Origin of the sequence: Nonomuraea sp. NPDC049646, assembly GCF_044465525.1 — a bacterium.
Classification (GTDB): domain Bacteria; phylum Actinomycetota; class Actinomycetes; order Streptosporangiales; family Streptosporangiaceae; genus Nonomuraea.
On sequence record NZ_JBITLU010000027.1, the window covers coordinates 90,509 to 111,373 of the forward strand.

A 20,865-nucleotide genomic window follows, 5' to 3' on the forward strand; every position below is an offset into this window, starting at 1 on the left:
CGGAGTTCATATCAGGCCGGTCCGGCGGGCGACGGCGGCGGCCTCCACCCGGGAGGCGGCGCCCAGCTTGGCCATGATGTTCGACACGTGCACGCCGGAGGTCCTGGCCGAGATGAACAGCCGCTCGGCGATCTGCCTGTTGCTCAGGCCCTCGGCGACCAGGCCCAGCACCTCCAGCTCGCGGGCCGACAGCCCCGGCGTCGCCGACAGCGTCACCCGGGCGGTGGCCGCCGCCGCCTCCGCCTGCCGGCGCAGCGGCTCCGCGCCGAGCGCGGCGGCGATGGCCAGGGCCTCGCGCAACGGCTCGCGGGCCCGCGCCGGGTCCCGCTCGGCCGCGCCGACCAGCGCCCGCCCCAGCCCGTACGGCTGCCCCACGGCCCGCCAGGCGGCCACCGCACCGGCCCACGAGCCGCCGAGCTCGGCCTCGAACGTGGCCCGGTACGCCTCCTGCAGCCGCCCGACGGTGGGCAGGCCCGGCGGCGCGGCGCGCACCCGTCCGACGCGGGCCGCGAGCGCCAGCAGCGGCCAGGCGTAGCGGCGGCTGCGGGTCAGGTCGTGCTCCGACAGCACATGATCGACCACCCGGCGCGCCCGGTCCAGGTCTCCCCCGGCCTCGGCGAGGCGGCATTCGAGCAGGTCGGGCTCCAGGCAGGAGTCGTAGCCGCGGGACCGCCCGCGCATGAGCGGCCTGGCCTGCGCGAGCAGCGCGCCGGCCGCGGACAGCGAGCCCTCCTGCACCGCGACCGTGCCGAGCACCAGCAGGATCCAGGCGCGGTAGATCGGCGGCGGGTCGAGGGCGAGCGCGGGGGCGGCGACCTCGCGGGCCTCCGTCCAGCGGCCCAGCGAGGCGAGCGGCTCGGCCAGGTTGGCGGCCAGGTGGGCGCCGCGCGAGCGGGTCAGGCCCAGCCGGGCGGCCTCGGCGATGCCGCGCCGCGCGACCGCCTCGGCCCTGGCGTGCTCGCCGGCGGCCTCCAGCGCGTCGGCCTCGCCGGCGTAGGAGACGAGCAGCGTGTCGTCGTCGGGCGCGCTGATCCGGGCGCGGGCGTACAGGGCGGAGGCGGTCGCGAGGTCGTCGTCGAGCGCGGCGAGCGCGGCCAGGGTGACCAGGGACCTGGCGTCGCCCAGCGCGTACGCCTCCTCGGCGCGGGCGCGGGCCTCGTCGTCCTGGCCGTGCCAGGCCAGCGTGCAGGCCAGGGCGCCGAGCAGCCGGGACTCGCGGGGGGCCAGCCGGACGGCCTCGCGCAGGTCGTCCAGGCCCTCCTCGCCGTGCAGGTCTCGGATGGCGACGCGCAGCTCCAGCAGGTGGGCCGCGCGCAGCGGGTCGGCGACCTCGGCGAGCGCCCGGCCGGCCAGGTCGTCGGCGCGGTGGGCGTCGCCGTCGCGCAGGGCGTCCCTGGCGGCGTCTTCGAGCACCTGGGCGTGGTCCTGGCCGTCGGCGTGCGCCCACAGCTCCAGCACCAGGTCCCATCTGCGGGCCAGCCAGGCGGCCTCGAAGGCGCGCGGCCCGTCGCCGGCCGCGTGCCAGTGGTCGGCGGCCAGGTCGGGCTGGGCGGGGGCGCAGCGGGCGTGCAGGCGGCGGCGTTCGCCGGGGAGCAGGTCGTCGTAGACGGCCTCGCGGATGAGCGCGTGCCGGAAGACGTAGGCGTCGCCGTCCACGAGCAGCAGCCGGGCCCGTACGACCGGCCGCAGCGCCTCGTCGAGCGCGAGGTCGTCGAGGCCGGCGACCTGGCGCAGCACCTCGTGGGGCGTCCTGCGCCCGGCCACGGCGGCGATCCGCAGCACGTCGAGACCGGGCCCCGGCAGCCTCTCGGCCCCGGCCAGCAGCAGCTCGCGCAGCGAGGCGGGGGTCGTCTCGCCCGCCTCGGCCAGCGCCTCGGCGAACAGCGGGTTGCCCTCGCTGCGCGCCACGATCGCGTCGACGTCGTCGCGGCCGAGCAGGCGGGCCACCTCGTCGCGGCCGAGCGGCGGCACCCTGACCAGCTCCGCGCCGGGCAGCCGCAGCGGCTCGCGCGAGGTCGCGACGACCATCGCGCCGGGCCGCGTCAGGTTGCGCAGCAGGTACGCCAGCAGGTCGCGGGCGGCCTGGTCGGCCCAGTGCAGATCCTCCAGCACGATCACCAGCGGACGGCGCTCGGCGGCCCGCTCGACCAGCAGCAGCACCTCCTCGAACAGCCGGGCGCGGCCCAGGTCGGGCGTGTCGTCCAGCTCCCCCAGCTCGGGCAGCAGGCAGGCCAGCCCCTTGCGCCCGGCGCCCGGCACCAGCCCGGCGCCGTACTCCCTGACCAGGCGGCGCAGCACGGGCACGAACGGCGCGTACGCCGGCCCGCCCGGATCGGCCCCGCCCTCGGCCACCAGCGCGTCCACCCCGCCGGCGAACCGCGCGACCAGCCTGGACTTGCCGATCCCCGCCTCGCCCACGACCAGCACCGAACTCGGGGTACGGGCCCACGCGGCGGCCAGCCGGCCCAGTTCGGCCTCACGTCCCACGAACACACCTCTCATTATGAAGAGGCGGCTACGCATCATGCCCGATCCGGTCCAAAGCGGGATTCGTCATCGTCGATGGCATGATGACGCGTTCGTTGGGCCTGATGATGGCCGCCTCGGTGACCGGGATGCTCGGTTTCTTCCTGCTGTTCTCCACCGTCCCCCTGTACGCGGCGACCGGCGGGTCCGGCGCGTCCGGCGCGGGCCTGGCGACCGGCGCGATGATGCTGTCCACGGTGCTCGCCGAGCTGGCCGTCCCCTGGCTGCTGTCGCGGCACGGCTACCGGACGGCGATGGCGCTCGGCCTGGTGCTGCTCGGCCTGCCCGCCCTGCTGCTGCCGCTGTCGGCGGAGCTGCCCGTGGTGCTGGCCGTGTCGCTGCTGCGCGGCGCGGGCCTCGGCGTGCTCGTGGTCGCCGGCACCGCGCTCACCGCCGACCTGGTGCCCGCCGAGCGCCGCGGTGAAGGGCTCGGCCTGTACGGCCTGGCCGTCGGCGTGCCCTCGGTCGCCGGTCTGCCGCTGGGTCTGTGGGCGGCCGACGTGCTCGGGTTCGCGCCCGTCCTCGTGGTGGCCGGGCTGCTGCCGCTGGCCGGGCTCGTGGCGGTGACCGGCCTGCCCGCCGGCAGGCCCGCGACGGCCGGCGCGGGCGGGCGGGCCGGCGGGCTGGCCGCGCCGATGCTGGTCTTCGCCTCGGTCACGGTCTCCGTCGGCGTGCTGGTGACGTTCCTGCCGCTGGCGGGCTCGCCGGGACTGGCCTCGGCGGCCCTGCTCGCCCAGTCGCTCGCCACGCCGGCGGCCCGCTGGTGGGCGGGCCGGTTCGGCGACCGCCACGGCCCGGCCAGGCTGCTCGTGCCGGGCCTGCTCGCCGCCGCCGCGGGCACCGCGCTGCAGGCGTGGACGACGGCTCCCGTTGCGGTCGTGGCCGGGATGGCGCTGTTCGGGGCGGGGTTCGGGGTGCTGCAGAACGCGACGCTGACGGTGATGCTCCAGCGCGGCGAGCCGGCCCGCGTCAGCGCCCTGTGGAACCTGGCCTACGACGCCGGGATGGGCGTGGGCGCGACGGGGTTCGGGCTGGTGCTCGGGCACACCGGCTACCGGCTGGGGTTCGTGCTGGTCGCCGCGCTCGTCGTGACGACGATCCCGCTGGCCAGGGTCAGGCCCGCGTACGCGGAACTCCCACGGTGATCTCGTGGCCGAGGCGGCGGCCGGTCAGCAGCTCCAGGTCGTCGCCGCTCCAGAACCTGCCCGGGTCGTACCAGTTGGGACGCCGGCCGCCGGGCAGCAGCCCCATCTCCTCGTAGGTGACGGCCACGACCTCCGCGCAGTACGCGCTCTCCAGCGTGGCCTCCTTCCTGGCCCGCCGCGGGACCCGGCCCCTGGCCCAGCGGGCGGCCAGCCGGGCGGTGGACGGGAACGGGGTGCCGTCGAGCCGGGCGACCACGCGCAGCGCGGCGTCCTCCATCTCGGGGGTGGCCTGCGGTTCGAGCTGGCGCAGCCAGGGACGCTGGCCGTAGCGGTCGGCCCAGACGGTGACCGCGTCGCGCAGGTCGTGCAGCTGGACCCCGCGCTGGTGGGTGCCCGCCCACAGGTCGAGCAGCGACTTTCCCAGCTCGGCGTGCCACATCATGGGCGGCAGGTCCTCGATCACGATCGCCATGCCCACGTGGTTGACCGGGCTGTTGGTCATCGTCTGGATGGCCCGGTCGGGCACGGACCGGCCACGGAAGATCCACAGATCGCCGGTTCTGGTCACCTTGACGGCCTCGTCGAGAGTCAGCACATCGCTAGCCTAGGCACATGCGCTGGTGGAAGATGCTCGGTCTGGCGGGAATCGCGGGGGTCGCGGCCACGGGGGTGGTGATCGCGCGCGCCGAACGCAGGCGGCGGGCGTACACGCCCGAGGAGATCAGGACGCGGCTGCGGGAACGCGTCGAGGCGGCGTCCGAGGCGGGTCAGCCCGAGGGGCGCAGCTCGTAGGCGAAGACCACGTCCGGGTAGGCCGGGTTGTCGTCGTACCCCTGCACACCGCCCAGGTAGGCCCTCTGGTACCGCACCACCCAGGGCAGCGCCGCGGCGGCGCGCACGTCGAGCACGCGCCCGGTGGCCTGCTCGTACGCCGCCTGCGCGGCCTCCTTGTCGGTCACGCTCAGCTCGGGCAGCCCGTCGAGCAGCTCGTCCAGGGTCCTGTCGCGCAGGTAGGCGAGGTTGAACACCGGCGGGTCGCCGCCGCGGAAGACGTTGCCGAACCACGAGTAGCCGTCGGGGTAGTCGGGCCACCAGTACATGACGAAGATGTCCTGGCCGCGTTTCCTGCCCTGCTCCCACTGGGCCTTCCAGGGCATGGCGCGGGCGTCGAGCGTGACGTTCAGCGGCTTCAGCTCCGCCGCCAGGCTGGTGGCCAGCAGCCGCTGGTCGTGGTCGCCCTGCGCGTAGGTGAGCGTCAGCCGCAGCGGCCGGCCCGCGGGTCCGTACCCGGCGCGGCCCAGCAGGGCCGCCGCGCCCGCCAGGTCCTGCTGGGGCGGGCGGCCGGCGACGTGGCCGGTCAGCCCCTCAGGGACGATGCCGCCGGCCGGCGCGACCGCGCCCCTGAGCGCTCTGACCAGGCCGCGGTAGTCCACGGCCTTCTGCACCGCGCGGCGCACCCGCACGTCCTTCATCGGGCCGCTCGCGGTGTTGAACAGCAGCATGGCCGTCTGGTACGAGTCCCGCTCGCTGGTGCGCACCCCGGGCGTGACCGCGGCCCTGGCGAACAGCCGGGGGCTGAGCCGGTCCACGAAGCTCACCTCGCCGCGGGCCAGCATCCGCCACGCGCGGTCGGGGTCGGGCACGACGCGGTACTTGACCGTGCTGTAGTGCGGCTTGTCCCATCCGCCCCAGTACTTGGGGTACGCCTTGAGCGTCAGCTCCTCCTCCTGGCCCGGATGCCAGGCCGCCACCGTGTACGGCCCCGACCCGGCGTCCCTGCCCGCGCCGAGCCATGAGCGCAGGTCCGGCGCCGCCTGCGTGTCGTAGATGTAGGCCGCGTACCCGGAGGAGGCCACCAGGTCGAGCGGCACGGCGTACTTCAGGGCGAAGGTGACCGTGCTCGCGTCCTCGGCCTTGACGGAGGAGACGGCGTCCCAGATGTAGGACGCGCCCGCGCCGGTCTTGATCGTGCGCTCGATCGACGCCTTGACCGCCGCGGCGTCCACCGGCCGGCCGGTGTGGAAGGTCGCGCCCTGGCGCAGCGTGAACGTCCAGGTGCGGCCGTCGGGCGTCGAGCGCCAGGAGGTGGCCAGGCGGGGGGAGGACTTCTTGGTGAAGGGGTTCCAGAGGGTCAGGGTCTCGTAGACGTTCTGGAAGGCGATCAGCTCGTTGGAGTAGGAGCTCGCGGGGTCCCAGTCGGAGATGACGTCCAGGTTCTGCGCGTACACGAAGACCGACTCGGCGGCGGGGGGCCGGGGGACCTCCGTGGGCCCGGAACAGGCCGACAGAAGCGCCAGCGCGGCGGCCGCTGCGAGACGACGGCGCAACGCATCTCCCTCTGTAACCGATTTGGGGGAAACCTACTGCAAGATCACGGACACATGTCCAAAAGTCCCGAAAAATTGGGCAATTGGGTGATCGAATTGCTATCCTCTGGGCTTGTCCCGTCCGGGGTTGCCAGCAGGGGACCGACCGGAGTGAGGTGCCATGGGTCGTAGCCGGACGATCCGCATGAAGATCATCGGACTACTACTCGTGCCTCTGACCTCCATGGTCGTGTTGTGGGGCGTGATCACCGCCGTCACCGCCGGCGAGAGCCTGGAGCTGCGTCAGTACAAGACACTCTGGACGAACCTCCGCCATCCGGCGTACAAGTTGATCAGCGAGCTCCAGCACGAGCGTCTCTCATCGGCCAAGCTGCTGCGCCGGGCCGCCTCCCAGAAGGACGTGGCCGACCAGCGCACCCGCACCGACGCCGCCAGGGACGAGTTCAGAAAGCTCTCCAGCAACTCCAAGGACCGATCGGAAGAGATCCGTACGCAGGTGGACGCGGTGTACACGCAGCTCGGCAGGCTCGACGCGATCCGGGGTGAGATCGACGACGGCCTGTCCGACCGTCTGCTCGCCGGCGAGGCGTACAACACCGTGATCGACTCCCTCTACGGCCTGCACCGGCGCGTCGCGCTCATCGACGACATCCCGATCTACGAGCAGTCCCGCGTGATCATCGAGCTGGGCTACGCCAAGGAGCTGCTGACCAGGGAGCAGGCCATCGCGCTCGGCCCGGTCACGCCGGCGGAACGCCGGCAGTTCACCCAGATCGTCGGCAACCGGCGCTTCCTCATCGACCAGGGGCTCGGCGAGCTGGACACGAGCCTGCGCGACACCCAGGTCTCCCTCGTCACCTCCCCCGTCTACCAGCGCATGCGGCTGATGGAGGACCGGATCATCGCCGGCGCCACGCCGCCGCGCGGCTGGCTGAGCACCACCGAGTCGATCTCCAAGACGTACGGGGAGTCGCTCATGCGGGCCAGCACGCTGCTCAACGCGCGCGCCGACCCGGTGGCCGACCAGGTGCTGTCGCGGGCGTTCATCCTGGCCGGCACGTGTTTCCTGCTGGTCATCGTGTCGATCGTGTTCTCGCTGCGGATGGGCAACCGGCTGTCGAAGGAGCTGGGCGCGCTCCGGCTCGCCGCGCTGGAGGTGGCCCAGGAGCGGCTGCCGCACGTGGTGGCCAAGCTGCGCAAGGGCGAGAGGGTGGAGATGCCGGAGTTGTCGGTGGCCACCAGCACGGTCGAGATCGGCGACGTCGGCCAGGCCTTCTCCACCGTCCAGCAGACCGCCGTCGAGGCCGCGATCGGCCAGGCGCAGCTCAGCGAGGGCGTCGGGCACGTCTTCCGCAACCTCGCCCGGCGCTCCCAGGCCCTGCTGCACCGCCAGCGCATCCAGCTTGAGGACATGCAGCACCGCGCGACGGACCCCGAGGCCCTGGACGACCTGTTCCGCCTCGACCACCTGACCACCCGCATGCGCCGCCACGCCGAGGGCCTGATCATCCTGTCGGGCGCCACCCCGGGCCGCGGCTGGAGCAAGCCGGTGCCGCTGCTCGACGTGGCCCGCGGCGCGACGGCCGAGGTGGAGGACTACCGCCGGGTCACCGTCGAGCCGATGTCCGGCCAGCGCCTGGCCGGGCCGGTGGTCGGCGACGTGATCCACCTGGTCGCCGAGCTCATCGAGAACGCGACCGTCTACTCGCCGCCGCACACGCAGGTCATCGTGCGCGGCGAGGAGACCGCCCGCGGCTTCGCCTTCGAGGTCGAGGACCGCGGGCTCGGGCTGAGCGCCCAGGAGCTGGCCGAGCTCAACGAGCGGTTGGCCAGCCCACCCGAGTTCGACCTGGCCGACAGCGACAAGCTGGGGCTTTTCGTCGTCTCCCGCCTGGCCGCCAGGCACGACATCCGCGTGACGCTACGCGGTTCACCATATGGAGGGACCACCGCGATCGTGTTGATCCCGGCTGAGCACGTCGCCGATCCGGAACCGGAGGCCGACGTGAAGGAGCCCGCCCGTCCTGTGATGCGGGTGGTGCCAAGTGAGTGACGAGCGCTGGCTGGACGAGGACGCCGGTCCGATCGTCCCGGCCTACCTGCTGACCAGGGGCCGTACGGTGCCCGCGAGCGAGGCCATCGACCTCATCGCGGTCATCGTCACCGCCGGCGGGCTGACGCCCCCGGTCGGGCTCGGGCCCGAGCACCTGATCATCATGCAGAAGTGCACCAAGCCGACCCGGCTGGTGGACGTGGCCGCCGAGCTGAACCTGCCCATCGGCGTGGTCCGGGTGCTGGTCGGCGACCTGCACGCGCGGCAGCTCGTCCAGGTCGAGCTGCCGCCCCCCGCGCCGGACGCCAAGGTGCTGCTGGAAGTGATCAGTGGGCTGAAGGCGCTGTGACGGCCCGGCTGTTCAGCTTTCCGTAGACGGTGGCGAACACCGCCGCGACCAGCCCGGCCGCCGCGGCGGTGCCGAACACCCACTGGAAGCCCAGGACGCCGGGGCGCGCGGCCAGGATCGCGGCGATGGCCGCGCCCGCCACGCTGCCGCCGACGATGCGCACCAGCGCGTTGACCCCCGCGGCCAGCGCGGTCCTGGACGGCTCGACGTGCTCGACGGCCATCGTGCCCAGCGCGGCGTAGCCGATGCCGAGGCCGATGCCCATGAGGGACGAGGCCACGTACAGAGTGGCCGGGCTGCCGTGCTCGAACGCCAGCCACGCCCCCGCGAGCCCGGTCACGCCCGCGCCCGTCGCCACCATGAACGAGGCGGCGAACCGGCGCATGATCCGCCCCGCGAACAGCGAGATGACCAGCATGAACAGGGTGCTCGGCAGCAGGAACAGCCCGACCTGGAGGGTCGAGGCGCCGAAGCCGAAGCCGGTGGCCTTCGGAACCTGGGCGAACTGCGACATGCCGGTCAGCATCGTGAAGAACGAGAACCCGAGCAGCATCGAGGAGACCGTCGCGCCGATCGTGCCCCTGTGCACCAGCATCGACATCTCGACCAGCGGCTCGGCCACCCTGCGCTCGACCAGCACCCACACCACGGCCAGCACGGCGGCCCCGGCGAACAGGCCGAGCACGCCGGGCGACGTCCAGCCCCACGAGCCGCCCTCGCTGATCGCCAGCAGCAGCGCGACCAGCCAGGCGGTCAGCAGCGCGGCCCCCGCGAGGTCGGGGCGGCCCTTGCCGGCCGGCGCCACGTCCCGCACGAGGAAGGCCAGGATCACGACGGCCACCAGCGAGATCCCGCCGGTGATCCAGAACACCAGGTGGTAGTCACCGGCGGCCAGCCCGGCCAGGATCATGCCGCCGCCGCTGCCGAACCCCATCGTCGCGCTCAGCACGCCGATGCCGGTCGCGAGCTGCTGCCTGGGCAGCAGGTCGCGGACCACGCCGATCGACAACGGGACCAGCGCGGACACCGCCCCTTGCAGGATCCGGGCGATGATCAACCAGGTCAGCGACGTGGCCATCGCCGCCATGACCGAGCCCACCACCAGCAGGCCCAGCGCGCCGAGGATCATCGGGCGCCGGCCGTACATGTCGCCGAAGCGCGACAGCAGCGGCGTGGAGACCGCCGCGACCAGCAGGCTGATGGTGAGCGTCCAGCTCACGGCCGAGAGCGAGGCGTGCAGCTCCCGCTGCAGCACGGGAAGCAAGGGGACCACGGCGGTGTTCTGGAGTGCGGCGATGGAGGCCGCGAACGCCAGGGAGACCACCGTGGGCCAGGGATTGCGCATCGACGTCTCACGCGTCGCGGATACGACGGCTGTCGCCATGTCGGCTCCTTTAGATAACTTAGGTAAGTAACCGAGCAACGATGATACATACGTAAGTTAGGTAAGCAAACAGATGGGCGAAGATCTCAACAGGACGGTGTCGGCCTTCCGGCGGCTGGTCGTCACGCTCAACCGCGCCAAGACCCACGAATGGCTCACCGAGGCGGCCGGCATCCGGCTCGACCGGCCCGACGTGCAGATCATCGTCTACCTGCTCGACGCGGGCGAGCCCCGCAGGATCGGCATGATCGCCGAGGGGCTGCAGGTCGAGAGCCCGCACGTGACCAGGCACGTCGCGGCCCTTGAGCAGCGCGGGCTGGTCGAGCGCGTACGCGACCCCGACGACCGGCGGGCCTGGCGCATCGCGCTCACCGAGGAGGGGGCCGAGGTGGCGAGCAGGTGCCGCCGGGTCACCACCGAGTGGTTCGAGGAGGTGCTGTCCGACTGGCCGGAGCAGGAGCGCGCCGACCTGTCCAGGCTGATGACCAAGCTGTCGGACGACTTCTGCGAGCGCATGCGCGCCCGGTACACCTGAGAAAACGCGTTGCGGGGCCGGGGGCGCGGGCGGCATGCTCGTGCCCGTGGTCATCCAGCTGATCGTCCGGCGAATGCGCATGCCGCACCCGTCCGGGGGTTCCCGCCGCTGAACCGGCGGCCCCCGGCCCGTTCCAGACGGGTGGGGGCGCTGGTGTGCCCGGCGGTTTCATAAGCCGCTCCAGGCGGGTTCGATCCCCGCACCCGTCACCACATTGCTGGTAGAGATGGGCCATGCGGATTTCGGTGGCGGCGGACAGCAACGACGGGGTGGCCGGGCGCATCGTGGCCGAGCTGCGCGGGCGGGGTCACGAGGTGCTGACCCACGGCGCACTCGACGACGGCGAGCGCGACGACTGGGCGTGGGCCTGCGAGCTGGCCGCCAGAGACGTCGCGGAGGGCCGGGCCGACCAGGCGGTGGTCTGCTGCTGGACGGGCACGGGCGCCTCCATCGCGGCCAACAAGGTGCCCGGCGTGCGGGCCGCGCTCTGCGCCGACGCCTACACCGCCGACGGGGCGCGCAAGTGGAACGACGCCAACGTGCTGGCCCTCAGCCTCCGCCTGACCTCCGACGTCGTGCTCGGCGAGATCCTCGACGCCTGGTTCGGCGGGCGCCCCAGCACCGACCCGGCCGACGTGGCCAACGTGGCGCACCTCGCGGAGATCTAGGCTCTGCGGCATGGACAACTTACGGTGCACGCATTGCGGCGAGGAGGGGCTCGAACCCGGCTTCGTCGCCGACCAGGGTGAGCACTCCCGGGGGTACGCCCGCTGGGTCGAGGGGGCGCTGTCACGCGGGATCTTCGGCGGCGCCCGGCTGATGGGCCGTCCCAAGTGGGAGATCGACGCCTACCGCTGCCGCTCCTGCCACCACCTCGAACTGTTCGCCACCCGCCCCGACTAGCTCCGTCCGCCGTCGCGGGCGGCTCACGACCCTCACGTCCAGGGGCACGGAAATCGTCGGTGCCGCCCTCTAGGGTGCTGGGCATGACCGACGTGCTGATCCGCGGCGGCCGGCCCTGGGGGCTCGCGTCCCCCGCCGACCTGCTCGTCCGCGACGGCCGCATCCACCGGGTGGGCCCGTCCCTCGACGCGCCCGGCGCCCTCGTCCTCGACATGTCCGGTCAGCTCGTCCTGCCCGGTCTCGTCGACGCCCACTGCCACCTCGACAAGACGCTCTACGGCGGCCCCTGGATCCCCCACTCCGCCGACGACTCGCTGGCCGGCCGCATCGCCAACGACCTGGGCCGCCGCGCCGAGCTGGGAGTGCCGAGCGCCGAGCGCGCCGCCGCGCTGCTGGCCCGGATGAGCCAGGCCGGCACCACCCACGTGCGCACCCACACCGACATCGACCCGTCCGTGGGCCTGCGGGGCGTGGAGGCCGTGCGCGAGGCCGCCGCCCGCTCCCCCGTCCACGTGCAGCAGGTCGCCTTCCCACAACACGGCGTGCTCACCAACCCCGGCACCGCCGACCTGCTGACCGAGGCGCTCAGCGGCGGCGTCGAGGCGATCGGCGGCCTCGACCCGGCCGGCGTCGACCGCGATCCCGTGCGCCACCTCGACCTGATCTTCGGCCTGGCCGACCGGTTCGGCGCGCGCATCGACATCCACCTCCACGACGGCGGCTCGCTGGGCGGCTGGGAGCTGGAGCTGATCACCGAGCGCACCAAGGCGCTGGGGCTCGGCGGCCGGGTCACGGTCAGCCACGCGTACGCGCTGGGCGAGCTCGGCGAGGCCGCCCAGGATCGCCTGATCCAGGGCTTCGCCGAGGCGGGCGTGGCCATCGCCACCGCCGCCGTCTACAGCTACCCGGTCCCGCCGGTCAAGAAGCTGCGCGCCGCGGGCGTCACCGTCGCCTGCGGCCACGACGGCGTCCGCGATCTGTGGGGTCCCTACGGCTCGGGCGACATGCTGGAGCGCGCGATGCACCTCGCCTACCGCAGCGCGTTCCGCCGCGACGAGGACATCGAGCTCGCCCTGGAGGCCGCGACCGTGGGCGGCGCGCTGGCCCTCGGGCTGCCCGGCTACGGCCTGGCTCCGGGCGACCGGGCCGACCTCGTCGTGGTGCCCGCGAGCGGCCCCGGAGAGGCCGTGGTCGTTCACCCTCGGCGCACTCTGGTCATGAAAGACGGCGTAGTCCTGCACAATTGACCGGCGGGACCATCGAAAGGCAGGCAAGTGCTCTCTATTCACCAGCGGATCGCGGCAGAGCTCGGCGTGCGCGACGGGCAGGTGCAGGCGGCGGTCGATCTGCTCGACGGCGGCGCCACCGTGCCGTTCATCGCGCGCTACCGCAAGGAGGTCACCGGCGCCCTCGACGACGCGCAGCTCCGCACGCTCGAAGAACGGCTGCGCTACCTCCGCGAGCTCGACGAGCGCAGGGCGGCGATCCTGGAGTCGATCGAGTCTCAGGGCAAGCTCGACGACGAGCTGCGCGCGCAGATCATGGCGGCCGAGACCAAGGCCAGGCTCGAAGACATCTACCTGCCCTACAAGCCCAAGCGGCGCACCAAGGCGCAGATCGCCCGCGAGCTCGGCCTGGAGCCGCTGGCCGACAAGCTGCTCGGCGACCCGACGCTCCACCCGGCCACGGTCGCCGCGGAGTTCGTCACCGAGGGCGTGGCCGACGCCGGCGCGGCCCTCGAAGGCGCCAGGGCGATCCTGATCGAGCGGTTCGCCGAGGACGCCGACCTCATCGGCGAGCTGCGTGAGCGGCTGTGGAGCCGCGGCCGGCTCGTGTCGAAGGTGCGCGAGGGCAAGCAGGAGGCGGGGGCCAAGTTCTCCGACTACTTCGACTTCACCGAGCCGTTCACCAAGCTCCCCTCCCACCGCATCCTGGCGATGTTCAGGGGCGAGAAGGAGGAGGTGCTCAACGTCGCGCTGGAGCCCGACGAGACCGCCGACTACGAGCTGCGCATCGGCGCCCGGTTCGGCATCTCCGACAAGGGGCGCCCGGCCGACACGTGGCTGGCCGAGACCGTGCGCTGGGCCTGGCGCACCCGCATCCTGGTGCACCTCGGCATCGACCTGCGCATGCGCCTGTGGCAGGCCGCCGAGGACGAAGCGGTGCGCGTGTTCGCGGCCAACCTGCGCGACCTGCTGCTGGCCGCCCCGGCCGGCACCCGCGCGACCATGGGCCTCGACCCCGGCCTGCGCACCGGCGTGAAGGTGGCCGTGGTCGACGCCACGGGCAAGGTCGTCGAGACCGCCACCATCTACCCCCACGAGCCCAAGCGCCAGTGGGACCAGTCGCTGGCCGTGCTCGGCGCGCTGGCCCAGAAGCACGGCGTCGAGCTCATCGCCATCGGCAACGGCACCGCCTCGCGCGAGACCGACAAGCTGGCCGGCGACCTGGTCAAGCTCATGCCGTCGATCACCAAGATCGTGGTGTCGGAGGCGGGCGCCTCGGTCTACTCGGCCTCGGCCTACGCCTCCCAGGAGCTGCCCGACCTCGACGTGTCGCTGCGCGGCGCGGTCTCCATCGCGCGCCGGCTGCAGGACCCGCTCGCCGAGCTGGTCAAGATCGACCCCAAGTCGATCGGCGTCGGCCAGTACCAGCACGACCTGGCCGAGTCCAAGCTCTCCCGCTCGCTCGACGCCGTCGTCGAAGACTGCGTCAACGCGGTCGGGGTCGACGTCAACACGGCGTCCGCGCCGCTGCTCACGCGGGTGTCGGGCATCGGGGCGACGCTGGCCGAGGGCATCGTGCGCCACCGCGACGCCAACGGTCCGTTCCGCACCCGCACGGCGCTGAAGGAGGTCTCGCGGCTCGGGCCCAAGGCGTTCGAGCAGTGCGCCGGCTTCCTGCGCATCCCGGGCGGCGACGACCCGCTCGACGCCTCCAGCGTGCACCCGGAGGCCTACCCGGTGGTCCGGCGCATCCTGAGCTCGGTCCAGACCGACCTCAAGTCGCTGATCGGCAACACCTCGGCCCTGCACACGATCCGGCCGCAGGACTTCACCGACGACACCTTCGGCCTGCCGACCGTCACCGACATCCTGCGCGAGCTGGAGAAGCCGGGGCGCGACCCGCGTCCGGCGTTCAAGACGGCGGCCTTCAAGGAGGGCGTGGAGAAGATCTCCGACCTGGTGGCGGGGATGATCCTGGAGGGCGTGGTCACCAACGTGGCCGCCTTCGGCGCGTTCGTCGACATCGGCGTCCACCAGGACGGCCTGGTCCACGTGTCGGCCATGTCCCGCACGTTCGTCAAGGATCCGCGCGACGTGGTCAAGCCGGGCGACATCGTGCGGGTCAAGGTCCTTGAGGTGGACATCCCGCGCAAGCGCATCTCCCTGACCCTGCGCCTGGAGGACGACGTCCCCCAGCCGTCCGCGGAGGGCCGCCCGCCCCGCAAGTCGGGCGCCCGCTCGGACGGCCCCCGCAACGAGCCCCGCCGCGACGGCTCCGCTCGTGACGGCTCCGCCCCCCGCGGCGAGGGCGGCCGCGACGGCGGCTCCCGCGGCGACGGCCGTGACGGCGGCCGGGGTGAAGGTGGCCGGGGTGACGGCACGCGCGGCGGTGGCGGTCGTGACGGCGGACGTGGCCAGGGTGGTCGTGGCGACGGTGGTCGTGGCCAGGGTCGCGGCGACGGTCAGCGCGGCGGACAGCGCCGCCAGGACCGTCCGGCTCCCATGGGCGCGATGGCCGAAGCCCTCCGCAAGGCGGGCCTCGGCGGCGACAACCGCTGACGTCAGCCCCTGACGGCGGGCCGGCCTCACAACCGGCCCACCGTCAGGGCTCCCCTGCCACCAGCCCACTGTCAGCCGGCTCATCCCCCACTAGGCGGAGGGTTTGCAGTGGGGGCGATACGGTCGGAGGGTGAGGACAACTGTGTTTTCCATGGCTGTCGGCCAAGCCCACGACCTGCTTCGCTGGCGCTCGCCGCTGCGGACCGAGCTCTGGGCGGCCCGGCTCACCGCCGCTCTGGAGCCCGATGAGGTCAGGCCGTTCCTGCGGGAGCTGGCCGAGGACGGCAGCGCTGAGTCGCGTCTCACCCTCGCCGCCCTGGCCGCGGTCGACAGGCCCGGATGGACGGGGGCGGAATCCTCTCCGGACGTTGATCACGAGTCGGCCGAGCCGGGTGAGACGGCGGTCGGGTGGCACGGGGCGGATGGCGATCAGGAGGGTGCGGAATCGGGTGCGGCGCCGGACGCCTCTCGGGGGGAAGCGCGGCCTGAAGCGGGAGCGCGGCCGGGGGCGGGGGTGCTGCGGGTCCTGGGGGTGGAGGTTCCCGGGACGACCGAGGCCGAGCTCGGGCTGCCCGGGTGGGTGCGGCGTATGGGGCAGGTGACCTGTGAAGGAGCCTGGTACGGCAAGGCCGACCCGTACGGCGAGCAGACGCTGGCCGTCCTGTCCTTCCGGTACGCGAACGGCAAGGAGCCGCACATCCTCGTCGTCGGCATCGACCAGCCCAACGGCGGCCTCGCGGTGGACGCCGTCGTCGAGGAGGTCAAGTTCCTCGACGACCTGGGCCTGAGCCCGGCCGAGCCCGGGGTGGTGGCCGGACGGGTGCTGGACGCGTTCGAGCTGGGCGACCGGATCATGGGGGCTCAGGTGGCCGACACGCTGCCCGCCGTCCGCCCGCTGGCCATCGCGCGGGCTCTCGCCGTGCCCGGGCTCGTACGGCAGGCGCCCGACGGCACGATGGCCGATTTCCACGAGCTGCCCGATGTGCCGGGGGCGCGGGAGGCGTTCGAGAAGTTGGCGGAGTTTGTGGGTGAGCGTCCGCTTTGGTGGAGTCCGGCGCGGGTGAGCCAGTTCCTGACGTCGTGGCTGCCGAGGGAGGCCATCCTGTCGGACCCGGCGGTGGCGGCGATGCCGGAGGTGGTCCGGGCGTGGAGCCGGTTCAACGGCGCCCATCCCGCCGTACTGCACCAGATCGACGTGGACGCCCCGCGCCTGCCCGCCCTGATGGCCGACGAGTCCCTGGCAAGTCTGGGCAAACGCATCGCCCGCCAGCAGCTGTGAGGCGGCTCCTCCCCATCGGCCGCCGGCAGCTGTGAAGTGGCCCGTCCCCATCGCCCGCATCGCCCGTCAACAGCTGACACGTCCGCATCGCCCGGCGAACGGCTCCCGCACGTGGCACATTCGGCTGTCGACGGTGCCGCCGGCCGGGACCTCCCGGGGATGTGGGTGGATCGAGTCGGGGGTGGGGGCGGCTATGCTGCGCAGTGACGTTTAGCGGTGCCCCACTTGGGCGTTTCGAGGGAGACTTGCGCGATGTACAAGGAGTTCGCTGTCGAGGCCGTCATGTGGCTCGTCCCGGTTGCGGTGCTGATCGGGGTCGCGCTCCTCGTCACCGCCTGACCCAAGACCCGAGGAGAACGGGGGCCGAGCACGCGCTCGGCCCCCGTCCGCTGTCCGGGACCGACCGGGTGACCGCGCCCCGACGCCCACCGCCCAAGAACAGCGGACGACCCGCCGTCCAAGAACCGGCGGATGAGAGGTCAGGAGGCCCAGGCCAGGAGGGGGCTGCACTGGCGGAGGCGTTTCAGTGCCTGCTTCTCCAACTGCCTGATGCGTTCCCTGGTGAGCCCGAGGCGGTCCGCGATCTCGCTGTAGCTCTCCGCCTTCTGCCCGGTGAGGCCGTACCGGAGCTTGATGACGAACGCCTCGCGCGGCGGCAGCGACGTGACCACGTCCCGGACGTCGGCGCTCAGGGCGCGGTGTTCGGCGACTTCCTGCACCCCGGCGCCCTCCTCGTCGGCGATCATGTCGGCGATGCGGCTCTCGCCGGACTCGCCGACCGGGAGGTCCAGGCTGACCACCTCCTGGCCGAGCCTGCGTAACGCGGCGACCTGCTCGGCGGTGAGCGCCGCCGAGGCGGCGAGCTCGCCGTCCGTCGGCTCGCGGCCCAGGTCGGTGGCGAGCTGCCGCTCGGCCCTGAGCAGCCGCGACAGGTCCTCGGCCACGTGCATGGGCAGCCGTACGGTGCGGCTCTTGTCGTGGATGCCGCGTTCGATGGCCTGACGGATCCACCACATGCCGTACGTCGAGAACTTGTACCCGCGGGTGTAGTCGAACTTCTCCACGGCCCTGATCAGCCCGAGGTTGCCCTCCTGGATGACGTCGAGCAGCGGCAGCCCGCGGAAGGCGTACCGCCGGGCGGCGGCGACGACCAGGCGGAGGTTGGACCTGATCAGCTGGTCCTTGGCCCGCCGCCCGTCGCGGACGACGGCTTCGAGTTCCGGGGTCGCGGCGCCAAGCTCGATCAGGTGGCCCGCGTACAGTCCTGCCTCGATCCGCCGGGCGAGGTCGACTTCGTCCGCGGCGGAGAGCAGGGGATTTTTTCCGATCTGCTCCAGGTACATGCCGAGCAGGTCGGGCTCTGCGGCCGACATGTAACGGCAACTACCCGGTAAAAGGCGGCGAATTCCCGGCTTCGTTGAGTTCGGCGATGGCCAGCTCGGCCGTGCTGCGGATGTCGAAGAACTTGTCCAGCGCGGTGATCGCGAACAGGTGCTTGCACCGGCCGTTCAGACCGGACAGCAGCAGCTTGCCGCCGGAGGCGGTGACGGCCTTGTGCAGGTAGACCAGCACGGACAGGCCGGAGGAATCGCAGACGCTGACGGCCTGCATGTCGATGACGAGGAGCGGCGGTTGGGTGAGGTCGAGCGCCTTGGTGACCCGGTCGCGCACCTCGGCCGCGGACCCGAAGTCGAAATCCCCGGTCAGCCGTGCGATGACGCAGGGGCCCTGGAGTCCGAGGCTGATCGACAAAGCCTGCTCCGAAGTCACCCAGCTCCACCTACCCGCGTTGTTTCCCACTTGTCGTCACTTCTCGACCACTTTACGAGAAGTAGCGTCTCGGGTTGAACACCAGCATCTGTTCGATCTGGTCATCGGTGACACCAGAGCCGAGCAGTGCGGCCAAAACGTCATCGTGAATGTGATCGTAGCGCCAGTTCGGCGCGAGCGTGTTTCTGGCTTCGTCCCAGGCGCCGCCGAAGTAGTCCATGAAGCAGGCGGTGTCGTGGCTGAGGACCATGCGGTCGGCGTATCCGCGCCGGCACAGGGCCGCGATCGTGGCCACGCGCTGCTCGGTCGGGTTGTAGACGTCGAGCCCGAACCGGTCCATGCCGAGCGTCGCGCCGGTGTCGGCCAGGCGCATCAGGTAGTCGAGGTCGTTGCTGTCGCCCGCGTGCCCGACGACCACCTTCTCCAGGTTCACCCCTTCCTTGGCGAACAGGTCCAGCGCGAGCAGCCCGCTCTGGGTGAAGGCGTTCGTGTGGACGGTGATCGGCGCCCCGGTCAGCACGTGGGCCCGCGCGACGGCCCGGCAGATGCGCTCGACGCCGGGCGTCAGCCCCTTGTGCTCCACCACGCATTTCAGCAGCGCGGCCTTCACCCCGGTGTCGGCGATGCCCTCGGTGAGGTCGCGGACGAAGTCGTCGATCATCGGGTCGGGCATGTCGAGGAACAGGCCGGGGCCGCGGTGCTCGTACTGGTGGGGCAGTTCCTCGAAGGCGTACAGGCCGGTGGCGACGACGATGTTGAGGGCCGGCACCGCGGCGGCCACCCGCTGGATGCGCGGGATGTGGCGGCCGAGGCCCCACACCGTCGGGTCGACGATCGTCCGCACGCCCTTGGCCGCCACCGCGCCGAGCTTGGCGATGGCGTCGGCGACCCGGAACTCCTCGTCCCACCAGACGCCTTTGCCGTAGTTGTCCACGTGCTCGGCGGCCACGACGAACACGTGCTCGTGCATCAGCGTCTGGCCGAGCCGTTCGACGTCGATCGGGCCCCGGACGGTCTCGACGGTGGGCATGGGACCTCCATACCAACTGGTCAGTAAGTGCGCCCAACGTAGGCCGCCCCTGCCGCACCGTCAACCGTCCCGGGCGGGTCCCGATCGGCGTGTCGGCACATGTCGCGATTCACCGGGTCAGGCGCGGGAACAGGGGCTCCGGCCGCGGCAGCCGTTCCCCCGACACCGCCGCCGCCACCCGCGCCGCCGCCGTCGGCAGGAACGGCTCCAGCTCGACGGCCAGCGTCCGGCACGCCCCCACCAGCACGCCCAGCGACGCCTCCCGCCCGCCGGCGGCCTGCTGCCACGGACGGACGCGCTCGACGTACCTGTTCGCCTCCTCCACCAGCCGCCACACCGCTCCGGCGGCCCGGCGGAAGTCGAAGTCCCGCAGCGCGCCGTCCACGTCGCCCGGCCCGAACTCGTCGCGCACCTCCGGCACGTTCCCGTCCAGGGACCGGTGGACCATCGTGGCCACCCGGTTGACCAGGTTGCCCACGCCGTTGGCCAGGTCCTCGTCGGCCCTGGCGATCAGGCGGTCCTCGGTGAAGTCGGCGTCGCCCACGCGCGGCACCTCGCGCAGCAGCCACCACCGCACCGCGTCCACGCCGTACGCCTCCACCAGGGCCACCGGGTCGACGGCGGTCCCGGACGACTTGCTGATCTTGCGGCCGTTCACGGTGAGGTAGTCGTGCACGAAGATCTGCGACGGCAGCGGCTCGCCGGCGGCCAGCAGCATCGCCGGCCAGTAGACGGCGTGGAAGCGGATCACCCCCTTCCCGACCAGGTGCACCTTGTCCGGCTCGGCCACCCACCAGCGGTCGTGGTCGGCGCCCTCCAGGGCGGTGACGTAGTTGGCGAGGGCGTCCCACCACACGTACACGACCTGGGTGTGATCCCCCGGCACGGGGATGCCCCAGCCGCGGGCGCGCGCCGCCGACCGCGAGACGCTGATGTCGGCCAGCCCCGCCTCGACGAACGCCAGCACCTCGTTGCGCCGGGCGGCCGGCTCGATGCGCAGGCCGCCGCCGCGGACGAGGTCGAGCAGGGCGTCCTGGTAGCGGGAGAGCCGGAAGAACCAGTTCCGCTCCGAGACCACCTGCAAGGGCCCCACGTGCCCCTCCGGACAGGGTTCCCCGGGGTAGAACTGCTCGCAGCCGACGCAGTAGAGCCCCTCGTAGTGCCGCTGGTAGAGATCGTCTTCGACGGCCTTCCAGATGCCTTCGACCCCGGCGCGGTGTGCGGGGTGGCTGCTCGTCCTGACGAACGCGTCGAAGGACAGGTCGAGCGGTTCGCGCAGCCCTTCGAACGCGGCCGCGTTGCGGTCCACGAACTCCCGTACCGGCAGCCCCTCGGCCTCGGCGGCCAGCACGTTCTTCAGCGAGTTGTCGTCGGTCCCGGTCTGGAACCGCACCGGTTCGCCGCGCCGCCGGTGGCGCCTGGCCAGCACGTCCGCCTGGACGAGCTCCAGCGCGTGCCCGAGGTGCGGGCGGGCGTTGACGTAGGGGATGGTCGTCGTGATGTACATCGGTCGCCTCCCGGAAGGGGCCCCGACACGACGAGAGGCCCCGGGTCGCAGGACCTCAACAGGACGTCGTCGGTGAAACCCCCTACGGGGCCGTCATCACCGAGCTGATCGTCATGTCCGGCATCGTACCCGGCGATGCTCCTATGGATGTCAAGCGGGATGTTCTTGATCGTTTGCTGTGATGATTCGGTAGAGCTCGCGAGCGACGTAGCGCTTCAGGCAGCGGATGATCTCTTTCTTGGACAGGCCGTCTTGGGTGCGTCGTTCCATGT

General features: G+C 72.5%; 18 protein-coding genes and 1 tRNA gene. 11 read left to right on the forward strand and 8 right to left on the reverse strand.

Annotation, left to right across the window (positions count from 1 at the left end):
* Nucleotides 1-6: 6 nt before the first annotated feature.
* Complete coding sequence (locus ACIBQ8_RS47475) at nt 7-2,493, reverse strand: ATP-binding protein (protein WP_397195478.1); 2,487 nt, start codon at nt 2,491-2,493, stop codon at nt 7-9.
* A gap of 74 nt (nt 2,494-2,567) precedes the next feature.
* Here ACIBQ8_RS47475 and ACIBQ8_RS47480 point away from each other — a divergent pair, with 74 nt between their 5' ends.
* The gene (locus tag ACIBQ8_RS47480; RefSeq protein WP_397172046.1) at nt 2,568-3,671 is read left to right on the forward strand and encodes an MFS transporter; all 1,104 of its coding nucleotides are present in this window, start codon (nt 2,568-2,570) and stop codon (nt 3,669-3,671) included.
* On the opposite strand, the gene ACIBQ8_RS47485 is transcribed toward ACIBQ8_RS47480, so the two are convergent.
* Nucleotides 3,640-4,263, reverse strand: a complete 624-nt coding sequence (locus ACIBQ8_RS47485) for a hypothetical protein (protein ID WP_397172583.1) — start codon at nt 4,261-4,263, stop codon at nt 3,640-3,642. The two genes, ACIBQ8_RS47480 and ACIBQ8_RS47485, sit on opposite strands and share 32 nt — an antisense overlap.
* A gap of 20 nt (nt 4,264-4,283) precedes the next feature.
* Here ACIBQ8_RS47485 and ACIBQ8_RS47490 point away from each other — a divergent pair, with 20 nt between their 5' ends.
* Nucleotides 4,284-4,463: a hypothetical protein gene (locus ACIBQ8_RS47490; RefSeq protein WP_397172048.1), complete on the forward strand. Its 180-nt coding sequence runs from the start codon at nt 4,284-4,286 to the stop codon at nt 4,461-4,463.
* Here the strand turns inward: ACIBQ8_RS47490 and ACIBQ8_RS47495 are convergent.
* Complete coding sequence (locus tag ACIBQ8_RS47495; RefSeq protein WP_397195479.1) at nt 4,439-5,998, reverse strand: ABC transporter substrate-binding protein; 1,560 nt, start codon at nt 5,996-5,998, stop codon at nt 4,439-4,441. The two genes, ACIBQ8_RS47490 and ACIBQ8_RS47495, sit on opposite strands and share 25 nt — an antisense overlap.
* 160 nt (nt 5,999-6,158) lie before the next feature.
* Here ACIBQ8_RS47495 and ACIBQ8_RS47500 point away from each other — a divergent pair, with 160 nt between their 5' ends.
* Together ACIBQ8_RS47500 and ACIBQ8_RS47505 are read left to right on the forward strand one after the other, a co-directional pair.
* The gene (locus tag ACIBQ8_RS47500; RefSeq protein ID WP_397195480.1) at nt 6,159-8,051 is read left to right on the forward strand and encodes a nitrate- and nitrite sensing domain-containing protein; all 1,893 of its coding nucleotides are present in this window, start codon (nt 6,159-6,161) and stop codon (nt 8,049-8,051) included.
* Entirely contained in the window at nt 8,044-8,400 is a 357-nt protein-coding gene (locus ACIBQ8_RS47505) for a DUF742 domain-containing protein (protein WP_352328721.1), read from the forward strand. Before ACIBQ8_RS47500 ends, ACIBQ8_RS47505 begins: the two co-directional genes overlap by 8 nt.
* Here the strand turns inward: ACIBQ8_RS47505 and ACIBQ8_RS47510 are convergent.
* On the reverse strand, nt 8,378-9,784 hold the full coding sequence (locus ACIBQ8_RS47510; RefSeq protein WP_397172053.1) for an MFS transporter: 1,407 nt from the start codon (nt 9,782-9,784) through the stop codon (nt 8,378-8,380). The two genes, ACIBQ8_RS47505 and ACIBQ8_RS47510, sit on opposite strands and share 23 nt — an antisense overlap.
* 73 nt (nt 9,785-9,857) lie before the next feature.
* Here ACIBQ8_RS47510 and ACIBQ8_RS47515 point away from each other — a divergent pair, with 73 nt between their 5' ends.
* From ACIBQ8_RS47515 to ACIBQ8_RS47545, 7 genes are all read left to right on the forward strand, one after another.
* On the forward strand, nt 9,858-10,319 hold the full coding sequence (locus tag ACIBQ8_RS47515) for a MarR family winged helix-turn-helix transcriptional regulator (protein WP_397172055.1): 462 nt from the start codon (nt 9,858-9,860) through the stop codon (nt 10,317-10,319).
* A gap of 136 nt (nt 10,320-10,455) precedes the next feature.
* Nucleotides 10,456-10,531, forward strand: a tRNA-Met gene (locus tag ACIBQ8_RS47520).
* 21 nt (nt 10,532-10,552) lie between these two features.
* Entirely contained in the window at nt 10,553-10,987 is a 435-nt protein-coding gene (locus ACIBQ8_RS47525; protein WP_397172057.1) for an RpiB/LacA/LacB family sugar-phosphate isomerase, read from the forward strand.
* Between the two features lie 10 nt (nt 10,988-10,997).
* The gene (locus ACIBQ8_RS47530) at nt 10,998-11,222 is read left to right on the forward strand and encodes a hypothetical protein (protein ID WP_357978227.1); all 225 of its coding nucleotides are present in this window, start codon (nt 10,998-11,000) and stop codon (nt 11,220-11,222) included.
* An 83-nt stretch (nt 11,223-11,305) separates the two neighbouring features.
* On the forward strand, nt 11,306-12,469 hold the full coding sequence (locus ACIBQ8_RS47535; RefSeq protein WP_397195481.1) for an amidohydrolase: 1,164 nt from the start codon (nt 11,306-11,308) through the stop codon (nt 12,467-12,469).
* A 27-nt stretch (nt 12,470-12,496) separates the two neighbouring features.
* Nucleotides 12,497-15,007 (forward strand): Tex family protein, encoded by a 2,511-nt coding sequence (locus ACIBQ8_RS47540; protein WP_397172060.1) that lies wholly within the window; start codon nt 12,497-12,499, stop codon nt 15,005-15,007.
* A 151-nt stretch (nt 15,008-15,158) separates the two neighbouring features.
* Nucleotides 15,159-16,286: a hypothetical protein gene (locus ACIBQ8_RS47545; RefSeq protein ID WP_397195482.1), complete on the forward strand. Its 1,128-nt coding sequence runs from the start codon at nt 15,159-15,161 to the stop codon at nt 16,284-16,286.
* Between the two features lie 479 nt (nt 16,287-16,765).
* Here ACIBQ8_RS47545 and ACIBQ8_RS47550 read toward each other — a convergent pair whose 3' ends face one another.
* The 4 genes from ACIBQ8_RS47550 to ACIBQ8_RS47565 all read right to left on the reverse strand — a co-directional run bounded on the left by ACIBQ8_RS47550 (nt 16,766) and on the right by ACIBQ8_RS47565 (nt 20,593).
* On the reverse strand, nt 16,766-17,659 hold the full coding sequence (locus tag ACIBQ8_RS47550; protein ID WP_397195483.1) for an RNA polymerase sigma factor RpoD/SigA: 894 nt from the start codon (nt 17,657-17,659) through the stop codon (nt 16,766-16,768).
* 10 nt (nt 17,660-17,669) lie between these two features.
* Nucleotides 17,670-18,056 (reverse strand): STAS domain-containing protein, encoded by a 387-nt coding sequence (locus tag ACIBQ8_RS47555; RefSeq protein WP_352327166.1) that lies wholly within the window; start codon nt 18,054-18,056, stop codon nt 17,670-17,672.
* A gap of 52 nt (nt 18,057-18,108) precedes the next feature.
* Nucleotides 18,109-19,086, reverse strand: a complete 978-nt coding sequence (locus ACIBQ8_RS47560) for a phosphotriesterase (protein ID WP_397195484.1) — start codon at nt 19,084-19,086, stop codon at nt 18,109-18,111.
* A gap of 109 nt (nt 19,087-19,195) precedes the next feature.
* Nucleotides 19,196-20,593 (reverse strand): methionine--tRNA ligase, encoded by a 1,398-nt coding sequence (locus tag ACIBQ8_RS47565; protein WP_397195485.1) that lies wholly within the window; start codon nt 20,591-20,593, stop codon nt 19,196-19,198.
* Nucleotides 20,594-20,865 lie beyond the last annotated feature (272 nt).

What these genes read in the sequence shown, in the direction of transcription:
- ACIBQ8_RS47480 (WP_397172046.1), top strand. Translation starts at nt 2,568, where the DNA reads ATGATGACGCGTTCGTTGGGCCTGATGATGGCCGCCTCGGTGACCGGG.
- ACIBQ8_RS47490 (WP_397172048.1), top strand. Translation starts at nt 4,284, where the DNA reads ATGCGCTGGTGGAAGATGCTCGGTCTGGCGGGAATCGCGGGGGTCGCG.
- ACIBQ8_RS47500 (WP_397195480.1), top strand. Translation starts at nt 6,159, where the DNA reads ATGGGTCGTAGCCGGACGATCCGCATGAAGATCATCGGACTACTACTC.
- ACIBQ8_RS47510 (WP_397172053.1), bottom strand. Translation starts at nt 9,784, where the DNA reads ATGGCGACAGCCGTCGTATCCGCGACGCGTGAGACGTCGATGCGCAAT.
- ACIBQ8_RS47515 (WP_397172055.1), top strand. Translation starts at nt 9,858, where the DNA reads ATGGGCGAAGATCTCAACAGGACGGTGTCGGCCTTCCGGCGGCTGGTC.
- ACIBQ8_RS47525 (WP_397172057.1), top strand. Translation starts at nt 10,553, where the DNA reads ATGCGGATTTCGGTGGCGGCGGACAGCAACGACGGGGTGGCCGGGCGC.
- ACIBQ8_RS47530 (WP_357978227.1), top strand. Translation starts at nt 10,998, where the DNA reads ATGGACAACTTACGGTGCACGCATTGCGGCGAGGAGGGGCTCGAACCC.
- ACIBQ8_RS47535 (WP_397195481.1), top strand. Translation starts at nt 11,306, where the DNA reads ATGACCGACGTGCTGATCCGCGGCGGCCGGCCCTGGGGGCTCGCGTCC.
- ACIBQ8_RS47545 (WP_397195482.1), top strand. Translation starts at nt 15,159, where the DNA reads ATGGCTGTCGGCCAAGCCCACGACCTGCTTCGCTGGCGCTCGCCGCTG.
- ACIBQ8_RS47550 (WP_397195483.1), bottom strand. Translation starts at nt 17,659, where the DNA reads ATGTCGGCCGCAGAGCCCGACCTGCTCGGCATGTACCTGGAGCAGATC.
- ACIBQ8_RS47560 (WP_397195484.1), bottom strand. Translation starts at nt 19,086, where the DNA reads ATGCCCACCGTCGAGACCGTCCGGGGCCCGATCGACGTCGAACGGCTC.
- ACIBQ8_RS47565 (WP_397195485.1), bottom strand. Translation starts at nt 20,593, where the DNA reads ATGTACATCACGACGACCATCCCCTACGTCAACGCCCGCCCGCACCTC.